We start from the raw sequence: 20,735 nt of genomic DNA on the forward strand, positions 1-20,735 counted from the left end.
TTGTCAGAAAATTATGCCAGAAGTTTCATAGAGTAATGAAAATAAACAATAAAAATTATCTATAAAATTGGAAATTATAGGCGTGAAGATGCCATGACTGATGCCTTTGGCTTTCAGCCACCAATCATCAGACCAGAAAATTCGGATTTTTGATCAGAGCGCGGACAGTTTTCGACTGTTTTTACCGGGCTTGGTGCCGATCCATTTTACGTGGCGGGCAAGGGTCGCGGCAGCAACATCAAACTGGTGTTCACGCAGGGCCCGCAGAATGGCGCGGTGGTCCTGATCGGTCGGGGCTTCCCATTCCATCCGGAAACCGGAAAACAGGAAACGTGCACTGGCGGCATGAAGATCATCGATGCTGGCCATCAGGCGCGGCATGTTACACGGTTCAAGAATGATGCGATGAAACGCCTTGTTGGCGTCTTCCCATTCACGCACATCCTTGGCGTTTTCACCGGCACGGTTGATGTCCTCGGCGGTATCAAGGATCGCGCTGGTCAGATGCGGGGCCGCATGGCGCAGGGCAAGGACTTCAAGCGATGCACGCATTTCCGCAACTTCGCGGACCTCGGCGATATCAAAGCTTGCCACCCGGACACCCCGCCTAGGTTCGCTGACAACAAGACCCTGGGCCTCGAGCCTGCGGAATGCTTCGCGGACGGGGACGTGGCTTGCGCCAAATTCCTCGGCAAAGTGATCCTGACGCAGCTTGGTGCCCGGTGCAATTTCACCGGCAATGATGCGATCGGCAAGGGTGCGGGTGATCCGCCCGGTAACGGTGGTGTCGGTCTTTTGTGTCATGATTTTATAGATAATTTGACCGGATCAATTTGTCGACAAGATTGATGTGTCGCAATGTTGTGCGCTGCAGCGAAGCGTAGAACGGATGTAAATTCCCTTACCCACATCCGGGATGCGAATGTCATGAAAAAGACGGCTGCAACTGATCCCAATATTGTCGAGCAATCGTTGCTTTCAACCGATCCGGCCGTCGGGCTGAGTTCGGCAGAAGTCACTTTGCGTCTGCAAAGATTTGGCGAAAATCGCCTTGCCGAGGACAAAAACGGCGTTTGGAAAAAGCTTCTTTCATTCTTCTGGGGGCCGATCCCGTGGATGATTGAAGTGGCGGCCATTCTTTCCGCCGTTGTGCAGCACTGGTCCGATTTTACAATCATTATCGTTATGCTGCTTTTGAATGCCGGGGTCGGGTTCTGGCAGGAATTCAAGGCCGATAACGCCATTGCCGCGCTTAAACAGCGTCTTGCACCAACATCGCGGGTGTTGCGCGATGGCAAGTGGGCCGACCTTGCAGCACAGGAACTGGTGCCCGGTGACATTATCCGCATCAAACTTGGTGATATCATTCCTGCTGATGCCAAGCTTCTGGGCGGGGACTATTTGCGCGTTGATCAGTCCGCCCTGACGGGCGAGTCCTTGGCACTTGATAAAAAGACCGGGGACGAGGTGTATTCCGGCTCTGTCGCCCGACAAGGCCAGATGACCGGGATTGTTACCGCGACCGGTATGGGAACCTATCTTGGCCGGACTGCCAGTCTGGTGCAGCGTGCAGGCAAGCAATCGCATTTTCAGCGGGCGGTATTGCGCATCGGTAATTTCCTGATCCTTGTGACCCTTGGTCTGATTGCCTTGATCATGACGGTGGCGCTTTATCGCGGGGATCCGTTCATGGAAACGGTTCTGTTTGCCTTGATCCTTGCGGTGGCGGCCATTCCGGTTGCCTTGCCGGCGGTCATGTCGGTCACGCTTGCCGTCGGTGCGGAAAAGCTTGCGCGCATCAAGGCAATTGTCTCGCGGCTGGTCTCGATCGAGGAACTGGCGGGCATGGATATCCTGTGTTCGGACAAAACCGGAACTCTGACGCAAAATCTTCTGACAGTTGGTACCCCGGTTCTGATTGATGCGGTGGATGAACATGAATTGATGCTGGCAAGTGCGCTGGCATCTGAAAAAGACAGCCACGATCCGATTGATGCCGCCGTGTTCAAGACGCTAGGCGATGGTGGGGCACTTGCCGGTTATGACATGGTCAATTTCCGACAGTTTGACCCGGTTCGCAAACGGGCCGAGGCCGATATCATCCATGATGGCAAAACGTTCAGCGTGGCCAAGGGCGCACCACAGGCGGTTTTGACTCTGCTGTGCGGTGACGAGGCATCCGACATTGAAAGTGTGGCGCAATATTCGCGTGTGATGGCGGAAATCAACATCATGGCGTCACATGGTTATCGCGCACTGGGTGTCGCCAGTTCTGATGGCAATGGTCACTGGCGATTTTTGGGATTGCTGCCGCTTTTTGATCCGCCACGCGAGGATGCGGCATCAACGATTGCCGAATTGCGCACCAAGGGCGTTGATATCCGCATGATCACCGGTGACCACGAGGCCATCGGACGTGAAGTTGCCGGGCAACTTGGATTGGGACAAAACATTCTTCCCGCCGATGCGGCATTTGATCGCAATAATCAGCCCCGCGATCCGATGGCGATTGAACAGGCGGATGGTTTCGCCCGGGTCTTTCCCGAACATAAATACGCAATTGTCCGGCAGTTTCAGGATCGCGGACATATCGTCGGGATGACCGGTGACGGGGTGAATGACGCCCCGGCGCTTAAACAGGCAGATATCGGGATTGCGGTTTCCAACGCCACGGACGCAGCACGTGCGGCGGCCGATCTTGTTCTGACCGCGCCAGGCATTTCTGTGATTACCAGTGCAGTTGAAGAATCCCGACGCATTTTCGAACGGATGGGCAGTTATGCGACCTTCCGGATTTCGGAAACGATCCGGGTATTGCTGTTTATGACCATCTCGATCCTGGTATTTGATTTTTATCCGGTAACAGCGGTGATGATCGTGTTGCTGGCGCTTCTGAATGATTTTCCGATCATGATGATTGCCTATGACAATGCCGATGTTGCCGAAAAACCGGTGCGATGGAATATGGGCAATACCCTGACCATGGCGTCCCTTCTGGGCGGGATCGGGGTGGTTTCGTCTTTCACATTGCTTTGGGTTTCGGAAACTTGGCTGCACCTGCCACCCGAACAGGTTCAGACGCTGGTGTTTCTCAAACTTCTGGTGGCGGGGCATCTGACGATTTATCTGACCCGTCACAAGGGGTTTTTCTGGCAAAAGCCCTATCCGGGGATGAAGCTTTTTATTGCCACCGAAATCACACAGATCATCGGGACTCTGGCGGCGGTTTATGGCTGGTTCGTACCGCCAATCGGCTGGTATCACGCGCTTGTCGTGTGGGGGTATGCCTTGTGCTGGTTTGTTGCGGCTGGCTTTATCAAGGTCTGGGTCTATCGCCTTTTGACCCATCGCCATCAAAGCCATCATACGCATCTGGCCCGTGTCGAGGGGTCCTTGCATCAGGACCGGTAAGCTGATGGTGGTCCAAAACAAAAGCCGGCCCTGAAAAGGACCGGCTTTGATATTTGGATCGGGTGATTTCCGATCAATTACTCGGCTGCAAGATCGCAATGTTCGTCGGGCATATCGGCAAAGGCATCGCGCAATGCATTTGACCATGCATCGGAAAGGGCGCGGAATCCCTTGTCATCGGCCTCGATCCGGCGCAGTTCGGAAAACGCGCATTTGTCATCAGGCAATACCGCAAGATCAAGCGGCATTCCAACCGACAGGTTGGACCGCAATGTTGAATCCATCGACAGCAAAACGGCCTTTACCCCGTCCTGAATCGGGGTGTCGGGGCTGATGACACGATCAAGGATCGGTTTGCCGTATTTATGTTCGCCGATCTGCAGATACGGGGTATCGGTGGTGGCTTCGATAAAGTTGCCTGCCGCATAGACCAGAAACAGGCGTTGTTCCCCGCCTTTGCGTTGTCCGCCGACCATGATCGAGGCAGCACTGCTTTCGTGATGCTGTTCAAGCGTGTCGTGATATTTGTTCTGAACCTTTTGCATGGCTTCGCCAAACAGTTCGGCAACGCGGAACATGCTGGGCGCACTCAGGATACAGTTGCCCGGTTCGGTTTCAGGATCGTCGATGGCCTCGTAAAGGGTGCTCATCACGGCCTGGGTGATGGCAAGGTTTCCCGCAGACAAGGCAACAATTGCACGATCACCGGGCACTTCCCAGGTGAACATCTTGCGATAACGCGAAATGTTATCAAGGCCCGCATTGGTCCGCGTATCGGACAGGAACACCATCCCGTCGTTCAGCATCAAACCGACACAATAGGTCATTTTTCGTCTTGGTCCGGCTATTGTTGTGATTGCGCGATCACGACTGTTACATCCAAATTTTCGTTCGCGCCACCAGTATGTACACCCCTGATAGGTGTTGCTACCTGCCCGTCAAGTCCAGCCCCGAGACGAATATAATAATCGGTCGGGCAACACCGGTTGGCCGGATCAAATCCGACCCAGCCAAAGTCAGGCAGATACAGTTCGGCCCAGGCATGGGATGCTTCGTGCGGTTTGCCATCCTGATCGGCAAACAAATATCCCGACACATATCGTGCCGGGATGCCCAGATGACGGGCCGCCGAAATCAGAACATGGGCGTGATCCTGACAAACGCCCTTGCCATCGGCCAGTGCATCGGCGGCCGTGGTGTGGACATGGGTGGTGCCAGGTGCATATTCGATGGCATCCGATACCGCCCCAGACAGTGCATGGGCACGATCAAGGAGTGATACATCCTTGGTTTTTTTCGCGACCTTGTCAGCCAGTTTGCGGATGGCGGCACTTGATTTGGTCATGGGTGTTGTACGCAGGAAAATGGCCGGAAAGGCCCGTTCCTTGTGTCCGCGAAGGACGCCGGCTGTATCGATTGTCTCAACCTCGCCCCGCACGACGATTTCAATGGCATCGACTGGCCCACCCGCCGTCAGCGTGCTGATGACGTCGCCATTGCCATCGGTGAACTCCGCCCCGATCACACAGCCCTCGGCGGTGATCGACCAGTTCAGGATTTTCTGACCCTCGAACTGTGCCGGGGTCAGCTTAAGGCTTTGCACAACGTGACGTGCGGGCATTTCATAGCGGTAATGGGTTCTGTGTTCGACTGTCAGGCGCATGTCATTGCCCCCCGAAATAATAGGCTTCGGCAATCGCGTTCGAAAGTGCGCCATTGCGGGCCTGAAAATCATTGAGGAATTCGTGCAACCCGTTCGAGAAAATCTCGTCCATCGCACTTTGCGTCAAAAGCGAATACATCTCGACCGCCTGCCCGTGCACGTCATGGCGTTGGCCGTAATGGCGCGCCAGTCGTTCAAGATGTTGAGTGATCTGTTCGGCGCAATGGGCAAGGGACCGGGGGCTGAACGGATTAAGAATCAGGAAATGCGCGATCCGGTGTGGTGAATAATCATCGCGATAAACCCAGTGGAAGGCACGTAGCGACGATGCCGCACGCAATACTGTGGTCCATTGATAGTTATCCACACCGTCGCCGACCATGCTGGTTTCCGGTAACAGCACGTAATACTTAACGTCCAGAAGCCGGGCGGTGTTATCGGCCCGTTCGATGAAGGTGCCCAGACGGATAAAATCATATCCGTCATTGCGCAGAATGGTCGAATCGGTTGCCCCGCGGAACAAAGATCCCTGTTTTTTCACCCAGTCGATGAATTCCGGCAGCTCGTTCTTGGCCAGATTGTGCATCGACGGACGGCGAAGCTCCATCAGGGCATTGTTCAGTGCTTCCCACATTTCTGCGGTAATCGCGGTACGCATTGCGCGTGCATTGGCGCGTGCATATTCAAAACAATTGATGATCGAAGACGGATTATCCCGATTGAAAATCAGGAAATTGGCAACTTCTTCCTGACGCAACGGGGCATCGGGATCATACCCTGCATGGCAGCCCGAAGCAGAAAGGACAGATTCCCATTCCGACCGGTTACCATTGCCCACAGCGGGCATCAGCGCCATGCGATAGCCCATTTCCATCAGGCGGGCCATGTTTTCGGCCCGTTCAACATATCTCGACAGCCAGAAAAGGTTGTCTGCGGTACGACTAAGCATCTTTCAACCCTTTCCCTTGTTAATCGCTCATGATCCAGGTGTCCTTGACCCCGCCACCCTGTGACGAGTTCACGACAAGTGACCCTTCGCGCAATGCCACACGGGTCAGACCGCCCGGTGTCAGGCGAATGTCATCGCCAACAAGACAGAAAGGCCGGAAATCAACGTGGCGCGGCGCGATGCCGCTTTCAACAAAGGTCGGGCAAGCTGAAAGCGCCAAAGTCGGCTGGGCGATGAAATCACCCGGATCGGCCTTGATGCGTTCGGCATAGGCGGCCTGTTCGGCTTTGGTCGATGCCGGTCCGACCAGCATGCCATATCCGCCCGAACCGTGAACTTCCTTGACCACCAGTTCACCCAGATGTTCCAGAACATATTTCATGTCATCGGGCTTGCCGCATTTCCAGGTCGGAACGTTATTAAGGATCGGTTCCTGTCCCAGATAGAAACGGATCATATCGGGCACATAGGTATAAACCGCCTTGTCATCGGCGACCCCGGCACCCGGAGCCGAGCATATGGCGACCCCGCCCGACCGATAGACGTTCATCAGTCCCGGAACCCCAAGGACCGAGTCCGGGCGGAAGCACAGTGGATCGATATAGGCATCATCAATACGGCGATAAATCACATCAACGCGGGCCGGGCCGCGGGTGGTGCGCATGTACACGCGGTCATCGGACACAAACAGGTCTTGACCTTCGACCAGTTCAACACCCATCTGGTCGGCAAGGAAGGAATGTTCATAATAGGCGCTGTTCATCGCGCCCGGTGTCAGAACCACAATATTGGGTTCACGGTCACATTTGGGCGGTGCGATGCTTTTCAGCGTCTTGAGCAACATGTCCGGATAGCTTTCAACCGGCTCAATCCGCAGGTTTTTGAACAGTTCCGGGAACATCCGCATCATGATTTCGCGGTTTTCAAGCATGTAGGAAACGCCTGACGGGGTCCGGCAGTTATCCTCCAGCACATAGAAATCTTCGGGTCCGGTACGGACAATATCGACGCCGACAATATGGCTGTAAACCTTGCGCGGTGGATCGATGCCGATCACGGCCGGTTCAAAGGCGTCGTTTTTGAATACCAGATCGGCGGGAATGATCCCGGCTTTGATGATTTCGGCATTGTGATAGACGTCATACAGGAACGTGTTGAGTGCACGTGCGCGCTGTTTGACGCCGCGATCAAGTTTACGCCATTCGCTTGCTGTGAAAATGCGCGGGATCAGATCGAACGGGATTAACCGTTCCGGGTCACCACCTTCGCCATAGACGGCAAAGGTAATGCCGATTTTGCGAAACAGAGTTTCAGCTTCAAGGCGCTTCTGTTCGAGGACCTCGGGGCCGTTTGCTTCCATCCAGTCAACCAGTGCGCGATAAGGTTCGCGTACCTGGTCGTCCATCGTCATCTCGTTGAACATGCATACTCCCCTTATTTACCTTTTGATTAAAGGCGTCCGGGGGTGTGGTGGTCAAGGATGTTCAGGGTTGAAATGACAGATTTTTCGGCAAAAAACTGTTGTGCTGAAAAAATAAACTCGGTGCATAGGGCGTTTGTACAAAAAACGGGCGGACTTTGCATCCGCCCGGTCGGTATTACGCCTTGGCCGGGCGCAAAACATGGGTATGGTCGGCAGCATAAAGCCGGGAATCGGTAAAATCCTTCCGTCCGAACACTTCGCCCACCATGATCAGGGCGGTGCGGGTGATGCCGCTTCCTTTGACCTTGGCGCGGATATCGCCAAGGGTGCCAAAGATATATTGCTGATCGGGCCAGGTGGCGCGATAGGCAATCACCACCGGGCATTCTTCGCCGTAATGCGGGGTCAGGTCGCGGACCACATTGGCAAGGTTGTTGATCGACAGATGGACCGCAAGTGTGGCGCTTGATTTGCCAAGTTCGGCAAGACTTTCGCCATCGGGCATTGCCGATGACCGCATGGCCGTACGGGTCAGAATCACGGTCTGTGAAATATCGGGCAGGGTCAGCTCTGCACCGATTTCAGCAGCCGTTGCCGCATAGGCCGAAACACCCGGCGTGATGTCATAGGGAATGCCAAGATCATCCAGACGGCGGATTTGCTCGGCAATCGCCCCGTAAATCGACGGATCGCCGGAATGCACACGCGCCACGTCCTGACCCTTGGCGTGGGCGGTTTCAATCTCGGCGATGATTTCATCCAGATGCATCGAGGCGGTATCAATCACGCGTGCGCCTTCGGGTGCGGCGGTGACGATTTCTTCGGGCACCAGTGATCCGGCATAAAGACAGACCGGGCATTTTTCAATCAGACGCAAACCGCGCACGGTGATCAGGTCCGGGGCACCGGGGCCGGCACCAATAAAATGAACAGTCATTATTCTGCCTTGTCGTTTTTGGAAGTATCGTTACTGCTGTGAACCGGCGCCTTGGCGGCATCAGGACCCTTCTTGGCATAGCCGCGCGGGGTGTAGACCCATTCATTCTCGCCACGCGTGATATGGCGGCTGTTGCTTGACCCGACCAGTACCGTGGTCAGCATATCCACCATATCGACTTCAAGTTTCGAAAGCGGAACGACCGTGATTTCCTCGTCCGGGCGGCCCAGCTGACGGCCCAGAACGACAGGCGTATCCGCCGGGCGATGTTCCAGAAGGATATCGCGGGCAACCGCCAGCAAATCCCGACGGCGTTTGGAGACCGGGTTATAGAAGGCAATAACAAAGTCACCTTCGCCCGCAGCCTTGAGACGGCGCAGGATATCGTCACGCGGGGTCAAAAGATCTGAAAGCGAAATCGCGCAGAAATCATGACCAAGCGGCGCGCCAATGCGTGATGCCGCGGCCTGAAGGGCGGAAATACCCGGGGAAACCTGAACCGCAACCCGGTTCCAGTCTGCACGATCTTCGCGATCAAGCAACTCGAACACAAGGGTCGCCAGGGCATAGATGCCCGCATCGCCCGATCCGATCAGGGCAACATCCTTGCCGGTTGCTGCCAGTTCAAGGGCATGACGCGCACGGGCTTCTTCGGCACCAAGATCGGAATGGTGGCAATCCTTGCCATCAATCAGCGATCCCAGCAGATCAAGATACATCTGATAGCCAACAATATCGGTCGCACGGCCGATCAGGGCGGTGGCCTCGGGGCTACGCCAGCCGATCTGACCCGGACCGATGCCGACAATCGACAATTTGCCTTGTGCCTTGCCGATATTATCGGGCGTGATGTCATCCTGTGACAGGGCAATGGCACAGGTGGATTTCTTGGTCTTGTGCTTTGGCACGATCAGCTTGCCATTGGGTCCGACGGTGGCAAGGGCCGCGCCCTCGGCAACGCCGTGACAGCCGGTTTCGGCAAACACAACATCAGAGGGCGTCACAAGACGATCTGCCTCGGCCTCAAGGGTTGGGGCATCAAAGAACCGGGCCGGAACGCCAAGACGGCGGGCCAGTTCATGGACCGCTGCTTCGTCTGCTTTAAGATCAATCGAGCTGACACAGGCAATGGCCTTGGCGCTCAGACACTGACCGGCCAGAGTTTCCATGACAAGCTCATAAAGATCATCAGCCGGACAGCCGCGTTCACAGCCAACACCAAGGGCAAGGACCGGCGGGTGATAGGTGATGGCGGTTTCGGCGCTATCACTGATTGCATCATCATCGGCCCCTTCGCGGGCGGTGGCTGTGATCAGAACACTGCCATCCTCGCTTTGGGCAATCGCGCTGTTGGTCAGCCAGGCGCTTGAACCTGCTTCGACTTCGATGCGGGCGGATGCGCCAGCCAAAAGGGCGGCGGTGGCCTGTTTGACGGTTTCGGGGGTGCCCAGTTTCCAGCCCGCTGGCGGTTCATCAAGGGCAAGGCCCAGCATCGCGTCGCCCGGTGTGGTGATGGCGGCCTTGCTGCCAAGCCGTTCGGCCAGATCGCGGGCAAGACGGTTACCACCATGATGGCCGCCCAAAAGCGGGATAAAGGTATCCCCGGCTTCGTCAACGGCAATGACAGCCGCATCCTGCCACTTGCCAGCCAGAAGCGGGGCAAGGGCACGGATCAGAATGCCTGCGGCGCAAACGCCAATGATCACATGATCGGATGAAAAAGTTTGTTGCAGATGCGCAATGGTATCGTCAAAGGCAACATCGACATCCTTGACCGACACGCGGGTGCGCAGGCCATGGACGCTGGCGCCCTGAAGATTATTGGCGATTTTGCGTGCGGTCGGAAGGGCGCGCTGGGTCAGGCAAATCACCGCAATCGGGGCAATCGGATTGGTCGGCAATGCCGGGCTGTTCGAGCTGTTATGGGCGGTCATCGCCATGCGTCTCCGCGACGGTGGATCAGGATCATGGAAAAATAGGGTGCCTTGGCATCAGCCGGAAGATCAGCCAGCGGCACCATTTTTTGCGTTTCAAGGGTGGCGCGTTCGATGTAGCGCGCCCGATCGGTCAGGCCAAGCTCGTTGATCACATCGCGCACCTTGGCGAAATGACGGCCAAGTTTGATGATGGCAGCAGCATCGGTATTGGCAAGCTGGGTGCGCAGGCGTTCGGCATCAAGCGGTCCGGGAATAACTTGCAGAACATCGTTTTTGGCGGCAAGCGGCGCACCAAGCTGGGCCGCGCAGGCCATCATGGAGCTGACACCCGGAACGGTTTTGACCGGATATCCGGCCTCGGCCAAACGGCCAAACAGATACATGAAGCTGCCATAGAAGAACGGATCGCCTTCGCACAGTACGGCAACGGTTTTGCCATCTGCCAGATGTTTGCCAATTTCGATGGCGGCGGCGTCATAGACCGGATCGGCGGGCTTGCCCATTTCAATGCGGATGGCGATTTCAATCCGGCCTTCGGGAATATGGGGATCAACGATCTGGCGGGCCAGACTGACACCGTCTTCAAGGGCAGGATAGGCAATCACATCGGCCTGTTGCAGGATGTTATAGGCCTTAAGCGTGATCAGATCGGGTTCCCCCGGTCCAATGCCAAGCCCATAGGCGGTTCCGGCAACCAGAAGCCCTTTTGATGCGGGGCTATCCGCACGGTTCATGCTTTTACTCCGAGGTAGTGGGTGACAGGGGCAAGATTACTCCATCCCTTGAAACTGCCGCGCGGGACAAGTCGGGATACCGACAGGCGCGACAACGTGCCACCGTTTTCATTATAGAATCGTAATAATTGTTCTTCGCCTTCCAGCGTCACCGTGTTGGCGACCAGCCGCCCATGGCTTGGAAGCAGCTTCCAGCAGGCATCAAGCAAACCCTGACTGGTAATGCCGCCGCCAATGAAAATAGCATCTGGGCGCGGCAGTCGGTCTGCGAAGGCAAGTGCGTCTTCAATTGTCGTTTGTTCGATTACAAGCCCCGGTACGCCAAGGCGAAGCGCATTCTTTTTGATCATTGCGCAGCGTTCGGCATCGCGTTCAATTGCAACCGCCTTGCCGCGCATACGCATCCATTCAATCGAAACCGAACCGCATCCCGCACCCAAATCCCACAAAACACCACCGGCAAAGGGTGCAAGGGACGAAAGGGTTTGGGCGCGGATTTCCGATTTGGTGATCATGCCATCGTGAATGAACGCATCATCGGGTAATCCCGGCCCGGTTGGCAGCGGTCGTGCCTTGGGCCCCGCTTCAAGATCAATCATGATCAGATTTAAGGGATCGACCGATTTGACATCGGGCATGGAAGTGGCGGTTGACTGCCAGGTGCGGGCGGTCTGGGTGGTAATCCGTTCTTCCGGGCCGCCAAGGCGTTCGCAAACCGACATGCGGCTTTGATCAAATCCGGCTTCGCACAACATGACCGCGACCAGTGCCGGGGTCGACCCATCGGCACTAAGCGCAATCAGCTTGCCATGCGGGCGCAAATAGGCCCGTAAAGTTTCGGGGTCCCGACCATGCAGGGTGATCACATCGCATTCCGCCAAGGCCCAACCAAGACGTGATGCGGCCAGGGAAATGCTTGATGGTGCCGGGATTGCATATATCGGTTCGTGTCCGAAATATTTAATCAGCGTATTGCCAACCCCGAAATACATCGGATCACCACTGGCCAGAACCACCGGGTTCCGGTCAAGGCAATCCTCGATCAGGGGCAGGTTGGCTTCAAACGGGGTGATCCATTTGTTTTGGGTGGCGGTGTTGGACCCGGGCAACATGGCAATATGGCGGGTGCCGCCGAAAATGATGGTGGCATTTTCAATGATTTTGCGCGCCAGCGGCGACAGGCCATCATACCCGTCTTCGCCAATGCCGATCACTGTGATGCGGCCCTTAAGCGGGGATTGTTCATTCATGACAGCCCGGCCTTTTTACGATCAAGGGTGCCATCAGGTGTCGTTTCATCATCGCGTGCCAGGCGCGCCAGCGCATTGACGGTGGCGGCCGTCACCGCACTTCCGCCAAACCGGCCGCGCAAGGTGACAAAGGGGATGTCGCCGGCATGCTCGATCAGGGCATCCTTGCTTTCAGCCGCACCGACAAATCCGACTGGCATGCCGATGATTGCTGCGGGTTTGGGCAGGCGGCCCTGATGAATGGCTTCCAGCAGATGGAACAGCGCCGTTGGTGCATTGCCAATCGCAATTATTGCGTTTTCGATATGATCGACCCATGCCTCGACCGCGGCGGCGGACCGGGTGGTGCCAAGTTGTGCGGCAAGGCCGTGGGTATCGCCATCATTCAAGGTGCATAGAACCGGGTTTTCTGCGGGCAAAAGGCGGGAAATGATGCCATGGCGGATCATCTCCGCATCACAAAGCACGGGTTTGCCAGCGCGCAGCGCCCGTGTGGCCGCCCCGCACAGATCACCGCCAAAGGCAATCTGGCCTGCCATCTCGACCATGCCACAGGCATGAATGATACGGATGGCAACCGGACGCTCGGTCTTTGAAAAGCGCGCAAGGTCTGCCTCGGCCTCAATTGTGGCAAAGCTTTTGGCATAGATTTCCTGCGGATCACGCAGATAGTCAAACATTGCCGCGCCTTTCAGAATTCGGGGATCGACCGGTCAGGAACCGGTCGATTTGTTCGTATCACCATGATCATGGGAATGACTGTGCGCATGGTCGTGATCATGACTGTGATCGTGTGCGTGGTCATGACTATGGCCGTGATGATGGTGGCCATGACTATGACCATGGTGATGATGGCCGTGGCTATGGCCATGACTGTGCCCGTCCGTGCCGATCCCCATCACATGATGGTGGTGGCCGACCTGCGGGGTGCCGACATCGCCTTCAAAGCCAATGATCTGCTCGCGATATTTGCAAAGCTGGCAGTTCATATTGTTGTCGCCGGTATCGATTTCGGCAAGGCGTTCGGCAAAGCTTTCAAGCACCATCGGATGGTCTTTAAGGTAGCCTGCCTTGATGAATTCGACATCGCCGAACTCGGCGGCGACTTCATCGGTGTGGGTATAAATGCGGTCGATCAGGATACCCGCAAACAGGAAATAGGGGAAAACCACAACGCGTTTGTAACCCAGTTTCATGGCTTCGCGCAGACCGGCATTCACGCGCGGATGGGCAACACCGGAATAGCTGATTTCAGTGCGGCCAAATCCCATGCCTTCCTGAAGCATGCGGGCAACTTTATAAACGTTTGAATTGGCATCCGGGTCATTGGTGCCACGCCCGACAACCATCAAAAGGGTTTCCTTACGCGATACGCTGTCATCGGCATCGGCAAGGGCTTCTTCGATACGGTCTTTGGCGGCGATCAGAAGTTTGGGATCAATCGCCAGATCACGGCCGAACTTGACATCAATGTCAGGATTGTCATGGGCGAAATTGTTCACTTCGCTTGGCAGGTCATTTTTGACGTGCCCGGCAGCAAACAGCATACCCGGAAGGGCATAAATCTTTTTGTGGCCCATGGCTTTGAGCTTTTCAAAGCCATCACGCAGGATCGGGTGCGCAAATTCGAGAAAACCGCTTTCGACATCATAGTCGGCCAGATGGGTCTGTTTCATCGTTTCAACCATGGCGTTGAACTGTGAAACCGCGCGTTCATCACGCGAACCGTGACCGCAAATCATTACTGCGCCTTTGGGGGACATAAAAGGCTGCTCCTTTGTCTCTCTTTTGGTGTTTTTCGCGATGACTTTTGCCATCGCGGTACCCGATGCCACCCCCGTTTTCACCGATTGGCTTGCGGAATGCAAGCGGCAGGTAACAGAAGAAATATCGAAGGCAGGATCAGAGGCGAAAATACTACTTATGGTGGGCGGGTTGGCCGCCGATATCGAATATCTTGTGGGAACTGGGTGGTTTTATGGGGGATGCATGGTGTTGTGGAATCTGATAGTATGACAAAAATAAAAATCGTATGAAAGTCTTCTAGCAAATCGGGTCACGCTTGGCAAATGATGCTGTGACAACAGGGCTTTGGCCTATGCCCGTGTCATTGGCATTGACGGTTTGTCGCGCAGGTCGCACATTGCGCCGATGGAACCCGATCTTGCAGATTTTCTTATTCCGGCTTCCGGATTTTCCGGACCACTTTTTACAATACTGGTGTTGGCACTGGTGTTGGACGGGGTTTTTGGTGATTTTCCCCGACTGTTTTCGCGCATTCCCCATCCGGTGGTCTGGATCGGCAATCTGATTTCATGGTTCGAAAAGCGGCTTAATCGCAAGCATCTGGGCAAAGCGGATTTGATGCTGCGCGGTATGGTGACCAGTCTGACGGTCATTGCCGCGGCGGGCGCGGTTGGCGGGGTTATTCAGGTTCTGTCGGATTTTGGCGGTGTTTTCTGGTTGTTCGAGATCCTTTTGGTAGCGGTCCTGATCGCGCAAAAGGGCCTTTATCAACATGTCAAAGCTGTCTCGACGGCGCTTAAAACCGATGGGCTTTCTGGTGGCCGTAAAGCGGTTTCAATGATTGTCGGGCGCGACCCGGACAAACTTGATGAAGCCGGTGTCAGCCGGGCGGCAATTGAAAGCTGTGCTGAAAACTTCTCGGACGGGGTGGTCGCGCCGCTTTTCTGGTATGTGGTCGCCGGACCGATTGGCATTTGTGCCTATAAGGCGATCAACACCCTTGATTCGATGATTGGTCACCGCAATGAACGATATCTGTATTTCGGGCGGTTTGCGGCCCGGCTTGATGATGTTGCCAACTTTATCCCGGCCCGAATTGCCGGGGGAGTAATTTGTCTGGCCGCTTTGCTTGGTGCCAAAACCAGTGGCAAAGCCGCTTGGCAGACGGTTTGGCGTGATGCTCGCAAACATAAATCCCCCAATGCCGGATGGCAGGAAGCAGCCTTTGCAGGCGCACTTGATCTTGCCCTTGCCGGTCCGCGTCAATATGGCGATGAAATCGTCGATGATCCCTATATCGGGTCCGGTCGGCGCGATGCCGATGCATCCGATATCGATCGGGCATTGTCGCTTTATGTCGGCGCCTGTTTGATCAACGCGGCTTGGCCGGTTTTGATCAAGGCACTTTGGTTCGGGTTATGAGTGCAGGGTGCCTGATTGATCAATGCCCAAGGGGGGCGGAATTTCTAACTGCCGTGCTTCAAAACCGCTTTAATGCCGAAATCCTCGACCGTGCAAGATTTCTGGGTTTCACCGACTGGTGGCTTACGGCGGGCTGTCTGGCCCAAAGCATCTGGAACCTTAAAACCGGAAAGGCCCCGGAAACCGGGATCGAGGATTATGATCTTTTTTATTTCGATCCCGACACAAGTTGGGATGCCGAGGATCATATTATTTCGAGATGTGCTGATCTTTTTTCGGATCTCCCGATCCAGATCGAGCTTCGAAATCAGGCCCGGGTGCCGATCTGGTATCGCCAAAAATTCGATCTGGAATATGGCGCGGTTCATTCGGCAAGCGATGGCATTGATCGCTTTGCCTATCAAACCACGGCGATTGGCCTTCGCCGGGGCGTTGATGGAGATTACCGCCTTTATGCCCCGTTCGGATTAGACGCCGTCCTTGAAGGCCGGATCATTCCAAACAAAGTCCTTCCCATCGCGTCGGTTTACACCGCGAAAGTGGCCAGATGGCAGAAAATTTGGCCAGACCTTGATGTCGTGCCATGGTCTGATGACAGTGATCATGGCAAAAACGACGATTAAGCGTCAGTTTTTGCCTTCGTTCATTCGTGCAATGGTCGAGGTGGTTGAAAAACCGTCCTCAAGATTGGCCAGAACAACTTTTCCGCCATAGGACTGCACGATATCGGCACCGACAACTGTGGCAATGGTGTAATCGGCGCCTTTGACGAGGATGTCGGGCTTGATCGCCTCGATCAGTTTGATCGGGGTGTCGTCGCCGAAAATGACAACACCGCTGATGGTTTCCAGTGATCCCAGAACGGCTGCGCGGGCGGCCTCGGACTGGACCGGGCGGCTTTCACCTTTCAGACGCTTGACCGATGCATCGGAATTCAGCCCGACAATCAGCCGGTCGCAACTGGCCCGTGCCTGACGCAAAAGGCTGAGATGGCCGGGATGCAAAAGATCAAAGCAGCCATTGGTGAAGCCGACCTTATAGCCCTTGCGACGCCAGCGCTCTGCGCGATCCACCATGCGATCAAGCGGCATGAGTTTGGCTTCGCCAATCATCAGGTCATGATGATGCAGGGCAGATACCAGTTCGTCCGGGTAAACAATTGCGGTGCCGATTTTGCCAACCACAATGCCGGCTGCGACATTGGCAATGCGTGCGGCATCGGCAAGGCTTGATCCCGCCGCAACCGCCGATGCAAGGCAGGCGACAACGGTATCGCCGGCACCCGAGACGTCAAAAACCTCGCGGGCCTCGGTTGGCAGGTGAATGGCGTCGCCACCCTTGGTAACAAGGGTCATGCCATCCTGGCTGCGGGTCAGAAGAACGTTATCAATACCGCATTCGGTGATGATTTTGGTCGCTGCGGCAACCGCATCTGCGTCGCTATTGACCGTAATGCCGGTTGCGGCCTGTGCTTCGGCACGGTTCGGGGTCACAACGGTTGCGCCGCGATAGATGCTGTAATCGCTGCCCTTGGGATCAACAATCACCGGCTTTCCGGCTTTGCGCGCTGCATTGATGGCTGCGGCCACCACATCGGCATGCAAAACGCCCTTGCCATAATCAGACAAAATGATCGCTTCGACATCCGGTGCAAGTTGTCCGGCAAGGGCTGACAAGTTGCTGATCGTGGCTGGTGCGATATCGGATGTGGTTTCGTTGTCAGATCGCAACAATTGCTGTCCGCTGGCGATATAGCGGGTTTTGATTGTGGTCGGACGGTTGCGTTCGGTCTGGATATAGGGCTCAACACCCTTGTCATTGGCGACATATTCCATAACTTCGCGGCCCGGCAAGTCATCACCGACAAGGGTCAGGAACTGAACGGATGCGCCAAGGGCGGTGGCATTGCGAGCAACGTTACCCGCGCCGCCAAGCATCGCGCTTTCACGCTCGACCCGGATGACCGGGATAGGTGCCTCGGGCGAGATGCGGTTGACCGACCCATAGACAAAGCGATCCAGCATGACATCCCCGATGCACAGCACCTTGGCATTGGTCAGTTGTTCTACCTGTCGGGCCAGATGGCTAAGATCGGTCATTATCGTATCTTTATTCTGTCTGTTGGTTCGGTCGCGGATAGGTATCGTTACTTCTTGGTCAGGCCAAGGGTATGTTCAAGGGCACCAACCAGCATCTGGCCAAGCTGGATATGCATTTCCTGGATGCGGGCGGTGGTGTTGCTTGGCACGACCAAAATCGGGTCGCAAAGATCGACCATGTCGCCACCGGTTTTACCGGTCCAGCCGGTTGCAATCAGGCCCATTTCCTTGGCCTTGGCCAGGCCGAGATTAACGTTTTTGCTGTTGCCCGATGTCGAAATGCCAATCGCAACGTCATCGGGATTGCCAAGGGCTTCGATCTGGCGCGAAAACAGGTAATCAAACCCGAAATCGTTGCCGATTGCCGTCAGGGCCGAGCTGTCAGTGGTCAGGGCAATTGCCGGCAGGGCGCGACGGTCATTGATATAGCGGACCGTGAATTCGGTTGCGATATGCTGCGCGTCTGCCGCAGAGCCGCCATTGCCAAAGAACAGCAGCTTGTTGCCGTCATTCAGCGCATCGGTGCAAATTTCGACCAGCTCGATAAACCCGTCGCGGGTGGCTTCGCGGGTTTTGTTGACCAGATCAAGATGCTCGTCAAATTCGGCATCGAAAAAGGCTTTGATATCCATCGCGCTCTAAAATCCTGCAGTAAGTTGTCTTAGCCGTGCTTTGAAATCAGATCACGGAAATAGTCAATTGTCGAACCAAGGCCTGCTTCCAGTGTGACAGTCGGTTCCCACCCCAGTGTGTTGCGGGCAAAGGTGATATCGGGCCTGCGCTGAAGCGGGTCGTCGGCGGGCAAGTCCTTGAAGATCAATCTGGATTTCGAGCCGGTCATGTCAATCACACGTTCAGCAAGTTCACGGATGGTAACTTCGAACGGGTTGCCAAGATTCATCGGCCCGGTGACGGATTTGTCGGTTGCCATCAGCCGGATAATCCCTTCGATCAAATCCGAGTAGAAACAAAATGACCGGGTCTGGCCGCCATCGCCATATATGGTGATATCTTCGCCTTGCAATGCCTGGGTGACAAAGTTCGATACTACGCGTCCGTCTTGCGGATGCATACGCGGCCCATAGGTATTGAAAATCCGGGCGACCTTGATATCAAGGCCATGCTGGCGGTGATAATCAAAAAACAGGGTCTCTGCGCAGCGTTTGCCTTCGTCATAGCACGCGCGCGGCCCGATCGGATTGACATTGCCGCGGTAATCTTCGGTTTGCGGATGGACTTCCGGGTCGCCATAAACTTCGCTGGTCGATGCCTGAAAGATTTTCGCGCCAACCCGTTTGGCCAGACCAAGCATGTTGATCGCACCATGCACGCTGGTCTTGGTGGTCTGGACCGGATCGTGCTGATAATTGATCGGTGATGCCGGGCAGGCCAGATTGTAAATCTCGTCTATTTCAAGATAGAGCGGGAAAGTCACATCATGACGCATCAGCTCGAAATGCGGATTATCAAGCAGATGGACAATATTGTCTTTGGTGCCGGTATAGAAATTATCGACGCAAAGGACGTCATTGCCCTCTTCAAGCAAACGTTCACACAGATGCGAGCCCAGAAATCCTGCGCCACCTGTTACCAGAATGCGATTGCGTCGCCACATATTGCCCGTAGACCTGTCGCCGAGATGATAAATCGGGCTGAAACTAGCAGCTTGGTTGGCGGAAAGCTATGACTTATCTTTTGGCCAGATGTTTGAAAATGTCCGATTTTCACGTTTGGTTTCAATAGACATAAATGATAAATACATAACCTGTTAATCGACAGGCTCTATGATCACTTGCCTGGCATCGGATCAGGGTCCGATAAAACAATAATCTGGTTACTGCATTCATGTCCGAGAGTTCACTTCCATCACCCGAAGCCTTTTTGGTCGACTATGTGCGACGCCTTGAGCGGCGCAGGGACGGTGTTGGTGCGATCCATGTGCATTTCTCGAAGTTGCAGGCCTTTAACCGCCGCGATCACCATATCCGCACGGCGATTGTTGCCTTTGAAGAAATCGTTCCCGAGGTCACCGGGCGTATCTTCACCCTGTCAAACCAGGACCTGATCTTCATTTTTGATGCGGCCGAGATTGACGAGGTCAATGCGGTTATCTTCCGGCTTAAATTCCTGTTCAACGATGATCCGCTGATCAGTGACGGCAAGGATGAAAGTGGCGCACCGGCGACATTCACCGACTATTACGACGTTGCCCAGCAATATAAGGAATTCCTGCATCTGACCCAGATGCTGGTGCGTTCAAACGCCAACCGGCCGCGTGTGGTCAGCAAGGCCGCCGAACGCCATAATGACCATCCCGAATATGGTGATGATCGTGCGCCGCTGACGCCCAAAATTCTGGGACGTATTGATGAATCCCTGCGGCGTGCCGATCTGTCGAACCTGATGCGCCGTCAGGCGATTTGTGCGGTGGTTGGTGATGCCAACCCGACCCCGGTCTTCCATGAATTGTTCATTTCGATCAAAGATTTGCAGGAAACGCTTCTGCCGGATGTCAATGTTCTGTCGAACCGCTGGCTGTTCCAGCATCTGACCGAAATTCTTGATCGCCGGATGTTGTCGCTTTTGACCCGGTCCAATGATGCATCCGTGACCGGATCGGTCAGTATCAACTTGAATGTTTCAACCTTGCTGTCACCGGATTTCCTGACCTTTGACAGCAACGTCAAGGCCGGTCAGCGCGGTACCATCGTGCTGGAATTGCAAAAGATCGATATCTTTGCCGATCTTGGTGCATTCTTCTTTGCCCGCGATTTTTGCCGTGATCGAGGCTATCGCATTTGTATCGATGGTATCAGTCATCTTTCGCTTCCCTATATCAACCGCAACAAGCTTGGTGTTGATATGATCAAGATGATCTGGGACCCGGATATGGAAGCAATGAGCGATGAACATCGTGATTCAATGCGCGCTGCTGTTGCGGAATCCGGCGATACGCGCGTGATCCTGTGCCGCTGTGATGATGAACGGGCGATCAAATTCGGCCATTCGATCAATATCACCATGTTCCAGGGCCGCCATGTCGAACAATTGATGAGCGAACGGACAAAAAAATAGCGCCGGAAACCCGACGCTATTTTTTGGCTTTTGCCTGACTTGTTCTTCCCCGATACCCGGTATGGTCACACCTGAATGGGACATCGGAT

General features: G+C 55.0%; 18 protein-coding genes. 4 read left to right on the forward strand and 14 right to left on the reverse strand.

Annotated features, from left to right (window positions below; genetic code table 11):
• Window positions 1-153: 153 nt before the first annotated feature.
• Window positions 154-804, reverse strand: coding sequence for a GntR family transcriptional regulator (locus tag TH19_RS01255; RefSeq protein WP_114100496.1), 651 nt, complete (start codon window positions 802-804; stop codon window positions 154-156).
• Window positions 805-927: 123 nt separating this feature from the next.
• Here TH19_RS01255 and TH19_RS01260 point away from each other — a divergent pair, with 123 nt between their 5' ends.
• Complete coding sequence (locus TH19_RS01260; protein ID WP_114100497.1) at window positions 928-3,411, forward strand: plasma-membrane proton-efflux P-type ATPase; 2,484 nt, start codon at window positions 928-930, stop codon at window positions 3,409-3,411.
• 77 nt (window positions 3,412-3,488) lie between these two features.
• Here the strand turns inward: TH19_RS01260 and TH19_RS01265 are convergent, their stop codons facing one another.
• The 10 genes from TH19_RS01265 to TH19_RS01310 all read right to left on the reverse strand — a co-directional run bounded on the left by TH19_RS01265 (window position 3,489) and on the right by TH19_RS01310 (window position 14,067).
• Window positions 3,489-4,238, reverse strand: coding sequence for a proteasome-type protease (locus TH19_RS01265; RefSeq protein WP_114100498.1), 750 nt, complete (start codon window positions 4,236-4,238; stop codon window positions 3,489-3,491).
• A 17-nt stretch (window positions 4,239-4,255) separates the two neighbouring features.
• Window positions 4,256-5,074 (reverse strand): transglutaminase family protein, encoded by an 819-nt coding sequence (locus TH19_RS01270; RefSeq protein WP_114100499.1) that lies wholly within the window; start codon window positions 5,072-5,074, stop codon window positions 4,256-4,258.
• A gap of 1 nt (window position 5,075) precedes the next feature.
• Window positions 5,076-6,023, reverse strand: a complete 948-nt coding sequence (locus TH19_RS01275; protein WP_114100500.1) for an alpha-E domain-containing protein — start codon at window positions 6,021-6,023, stop codon at window positions 5,076-5,078.
• A gap of 19 nt (window positions 6,024-6,042) precedes the next feature.
• Window positions 6,043-7,446: a circularly permuted type 2 ATP-grasp protein gene (locus tag TH19_RS01280; RefSeq protein ID WP_114100501.1), complete on the reverse strand. Its 1,404-nt coding sequence runs from the start codon at window positions 7,444-7,446 to the stop codon at window positions 6,043-6,045.
• Window positions 7,447-7,621: 175 nt separating this feature from the next.
• Window positions 7,622-8,383, reverse strand: coding sequence for a precorrin-4 C(11)-methyltransferase (cobM, locus tag TH19_RS01285; RefSeq protein WP_114100502.1), 762 nt, complete (start codon window positions 8,381-8,383; stop codon window positions 7,622-7,624).
• On the reverse strand, window positions 8,383-10,323 hold the full coding sequence (gene cobJ, locus TH19_RS01290; protein ID WP_114100503.1) for a precorrin-3B C(17)-methyltransferase: 1,941 nt from the start codon (window positions 10,321-10,323) through the stop codon (window positions 8,383-8,385). Before cobJ ends, cobM begins: the two co-directional genes overlap by 1 nt.
• Window positions 10,314-11,054: a precorrin-2 C(20)-methyltransferase gene (gene cobI / locus TH19_RS01295; RefSeq protein ID WP_114100504.1), complete on the reverse strand. Its 741-nt coding sequence runs from the start codon at window positions 11,052-11,054 to the stop codon at window positions 10,314-10,316. Before cobI ends, cobJ begins: the two co-directional genes overlap by 10 nt.
• Window positions 11,051-12,304: a precorrin-6y C5,15-methyltransferase (decarboxylating) subunit CbiE gene (gene cbiE / locus TH19_RS01300; RefSeq protein WP_114100505.1), complete on the reverse strand. Its 1,254-nt coding sequence runs from the start codon at window positions 12,302-12,304 to the stop codon at window positions 11,051-11,053. Before cbiE ends, cobI begins: the two co-directional genes overlap by 4 nt.
• Entirely contained in the window at window positions 12,301-12,984 is a 684-nt protein-coding gene (locus TH19_RS01305) for a precorrin-8X methylmutase (protein ID WP_114100506.1), read from the reverse strand. Before TH19_RS01305 ends, cbiE begins: the two co-directional genes overlap by 4 nt.
• A gap of 33 nt (window positions 12,985-13,017) precedes the next feature.
• Window positions 13,018-14,067 carry a sirohydrochlorin chelatase gene (locus tag TH19_RS01310; RefSeq protein WP_114100763.1) on the reverse strand — a complete coding sequence of 350 codons (1,050 nt, stop codon included), beginning with the start codon at window positions 14,065-14,067 and terminating at the stop codon, window positions 13,018-13,020.
• A gap of 328 nt (window positions 14,068-14,395) precedes the next feature.
• Here TH19_RS01310 and cbiB point away from each other — a divergent pair, with 328 nt between their 5' ends.
• Window positions 14,396-15,472 (forward strand): adenosylcobinamide-phosphate synthase CbiB, encoded by a 1,077-nt coding sequence (cbiB, locus tag TH19_RS01320; protein ID WP_309471245.1) that lies wholly within the window; start codon window positions 14,396-14,398, stop codon window positions 15,470-15,472.
• Between the two features lie 53 nt (window positions 15,473-15,525).
• Window positions 15,526-16,095, forward strand: a complete 570-nt coding sequence (locus TH19_RS01325; protein WP_258547778.1) for a nucleotidyltransferase family protein — start codon at window positions 15,526-15,528, stop codon at window positions 16,093-16,095.
• Window positions 16,096-16,098: 3 nt separating this feature from the next.
• Here the strand turns inward: TH19_RS01325 and rfaE1 are convergent, their stop codons facing one another.
• From rfaE1 to TH19_RS01340, 3 genes are read right to left on the reverse strand one after another with little or no spacing between them, the layout of a single operon-like run.
• On the reverse strand, window positions 16,099-17,571 hold the full coding sequence (gene rfaE1, locus TH19_RS01330; protein WP_114100509.1) for a D-glycero-beta-D-manno-heptose-7-phosphate kinase: 1,473 nt from the start codon (window positions 17,569-17,571) through the stop codon (window positions 16,099-16,101).
• Between the two features lie 47 nt (window positions 17,572-17,618).
• Entirely contained in the window at window positions 17,619-18,203 is a 585-nt protein-coding gene (locus TH19_RS01335; protein WP_114100510.1) for a D-sedoheptulose 7-phosphate isomerase, read from the reverse strand.
• A gap of 29 nt (window positions 18,204-18,232) precedes the next feature.
• Window positions 18,233-19,186 (reverse strand): UDP-glucuronic acid decarboxylase family protein, encoded by a 954-nt coding sequence (locus TH19_RS01340; protein WP_114100511.1) that lies wholly within the window; start codon window positions 19,184-19,186, stop codon window positions 18,233-18,235.
• A gap of 230 nt (window positions 19,187-19,416) precedes the next feature.
• On the opposite strand from TH19_RS01340, the gene TH19_RS01345 reads away from it, so the two are divergent.
• Window positions 19,417-20,646 carry an EAL domain-containing protein gene (locus TH19_RS01345; protein ID WP_114100512.1) on the forward strand — a complete coding sequence of 410 codons (1,230 nt, stop codon included), beginning with the start codon at window positions 19,417-19,419 and terminating at the stop codon, window positions 20,644-20,646.
• The last annotated feature ends 89 nt before the right edge of the window (window positions 20,647-20,735 follow it).

This window comes from Thalassospira profundimaris, assembly GCF_003326675.1.
GTDB classification, from domain to species: domain Bacteria; phylum Pseudomonadota; class Alphaproteobacteria; order Rhodospirillales; family Thalassospiraceae; genus Thalassospira; species Thalassospira aquimaris.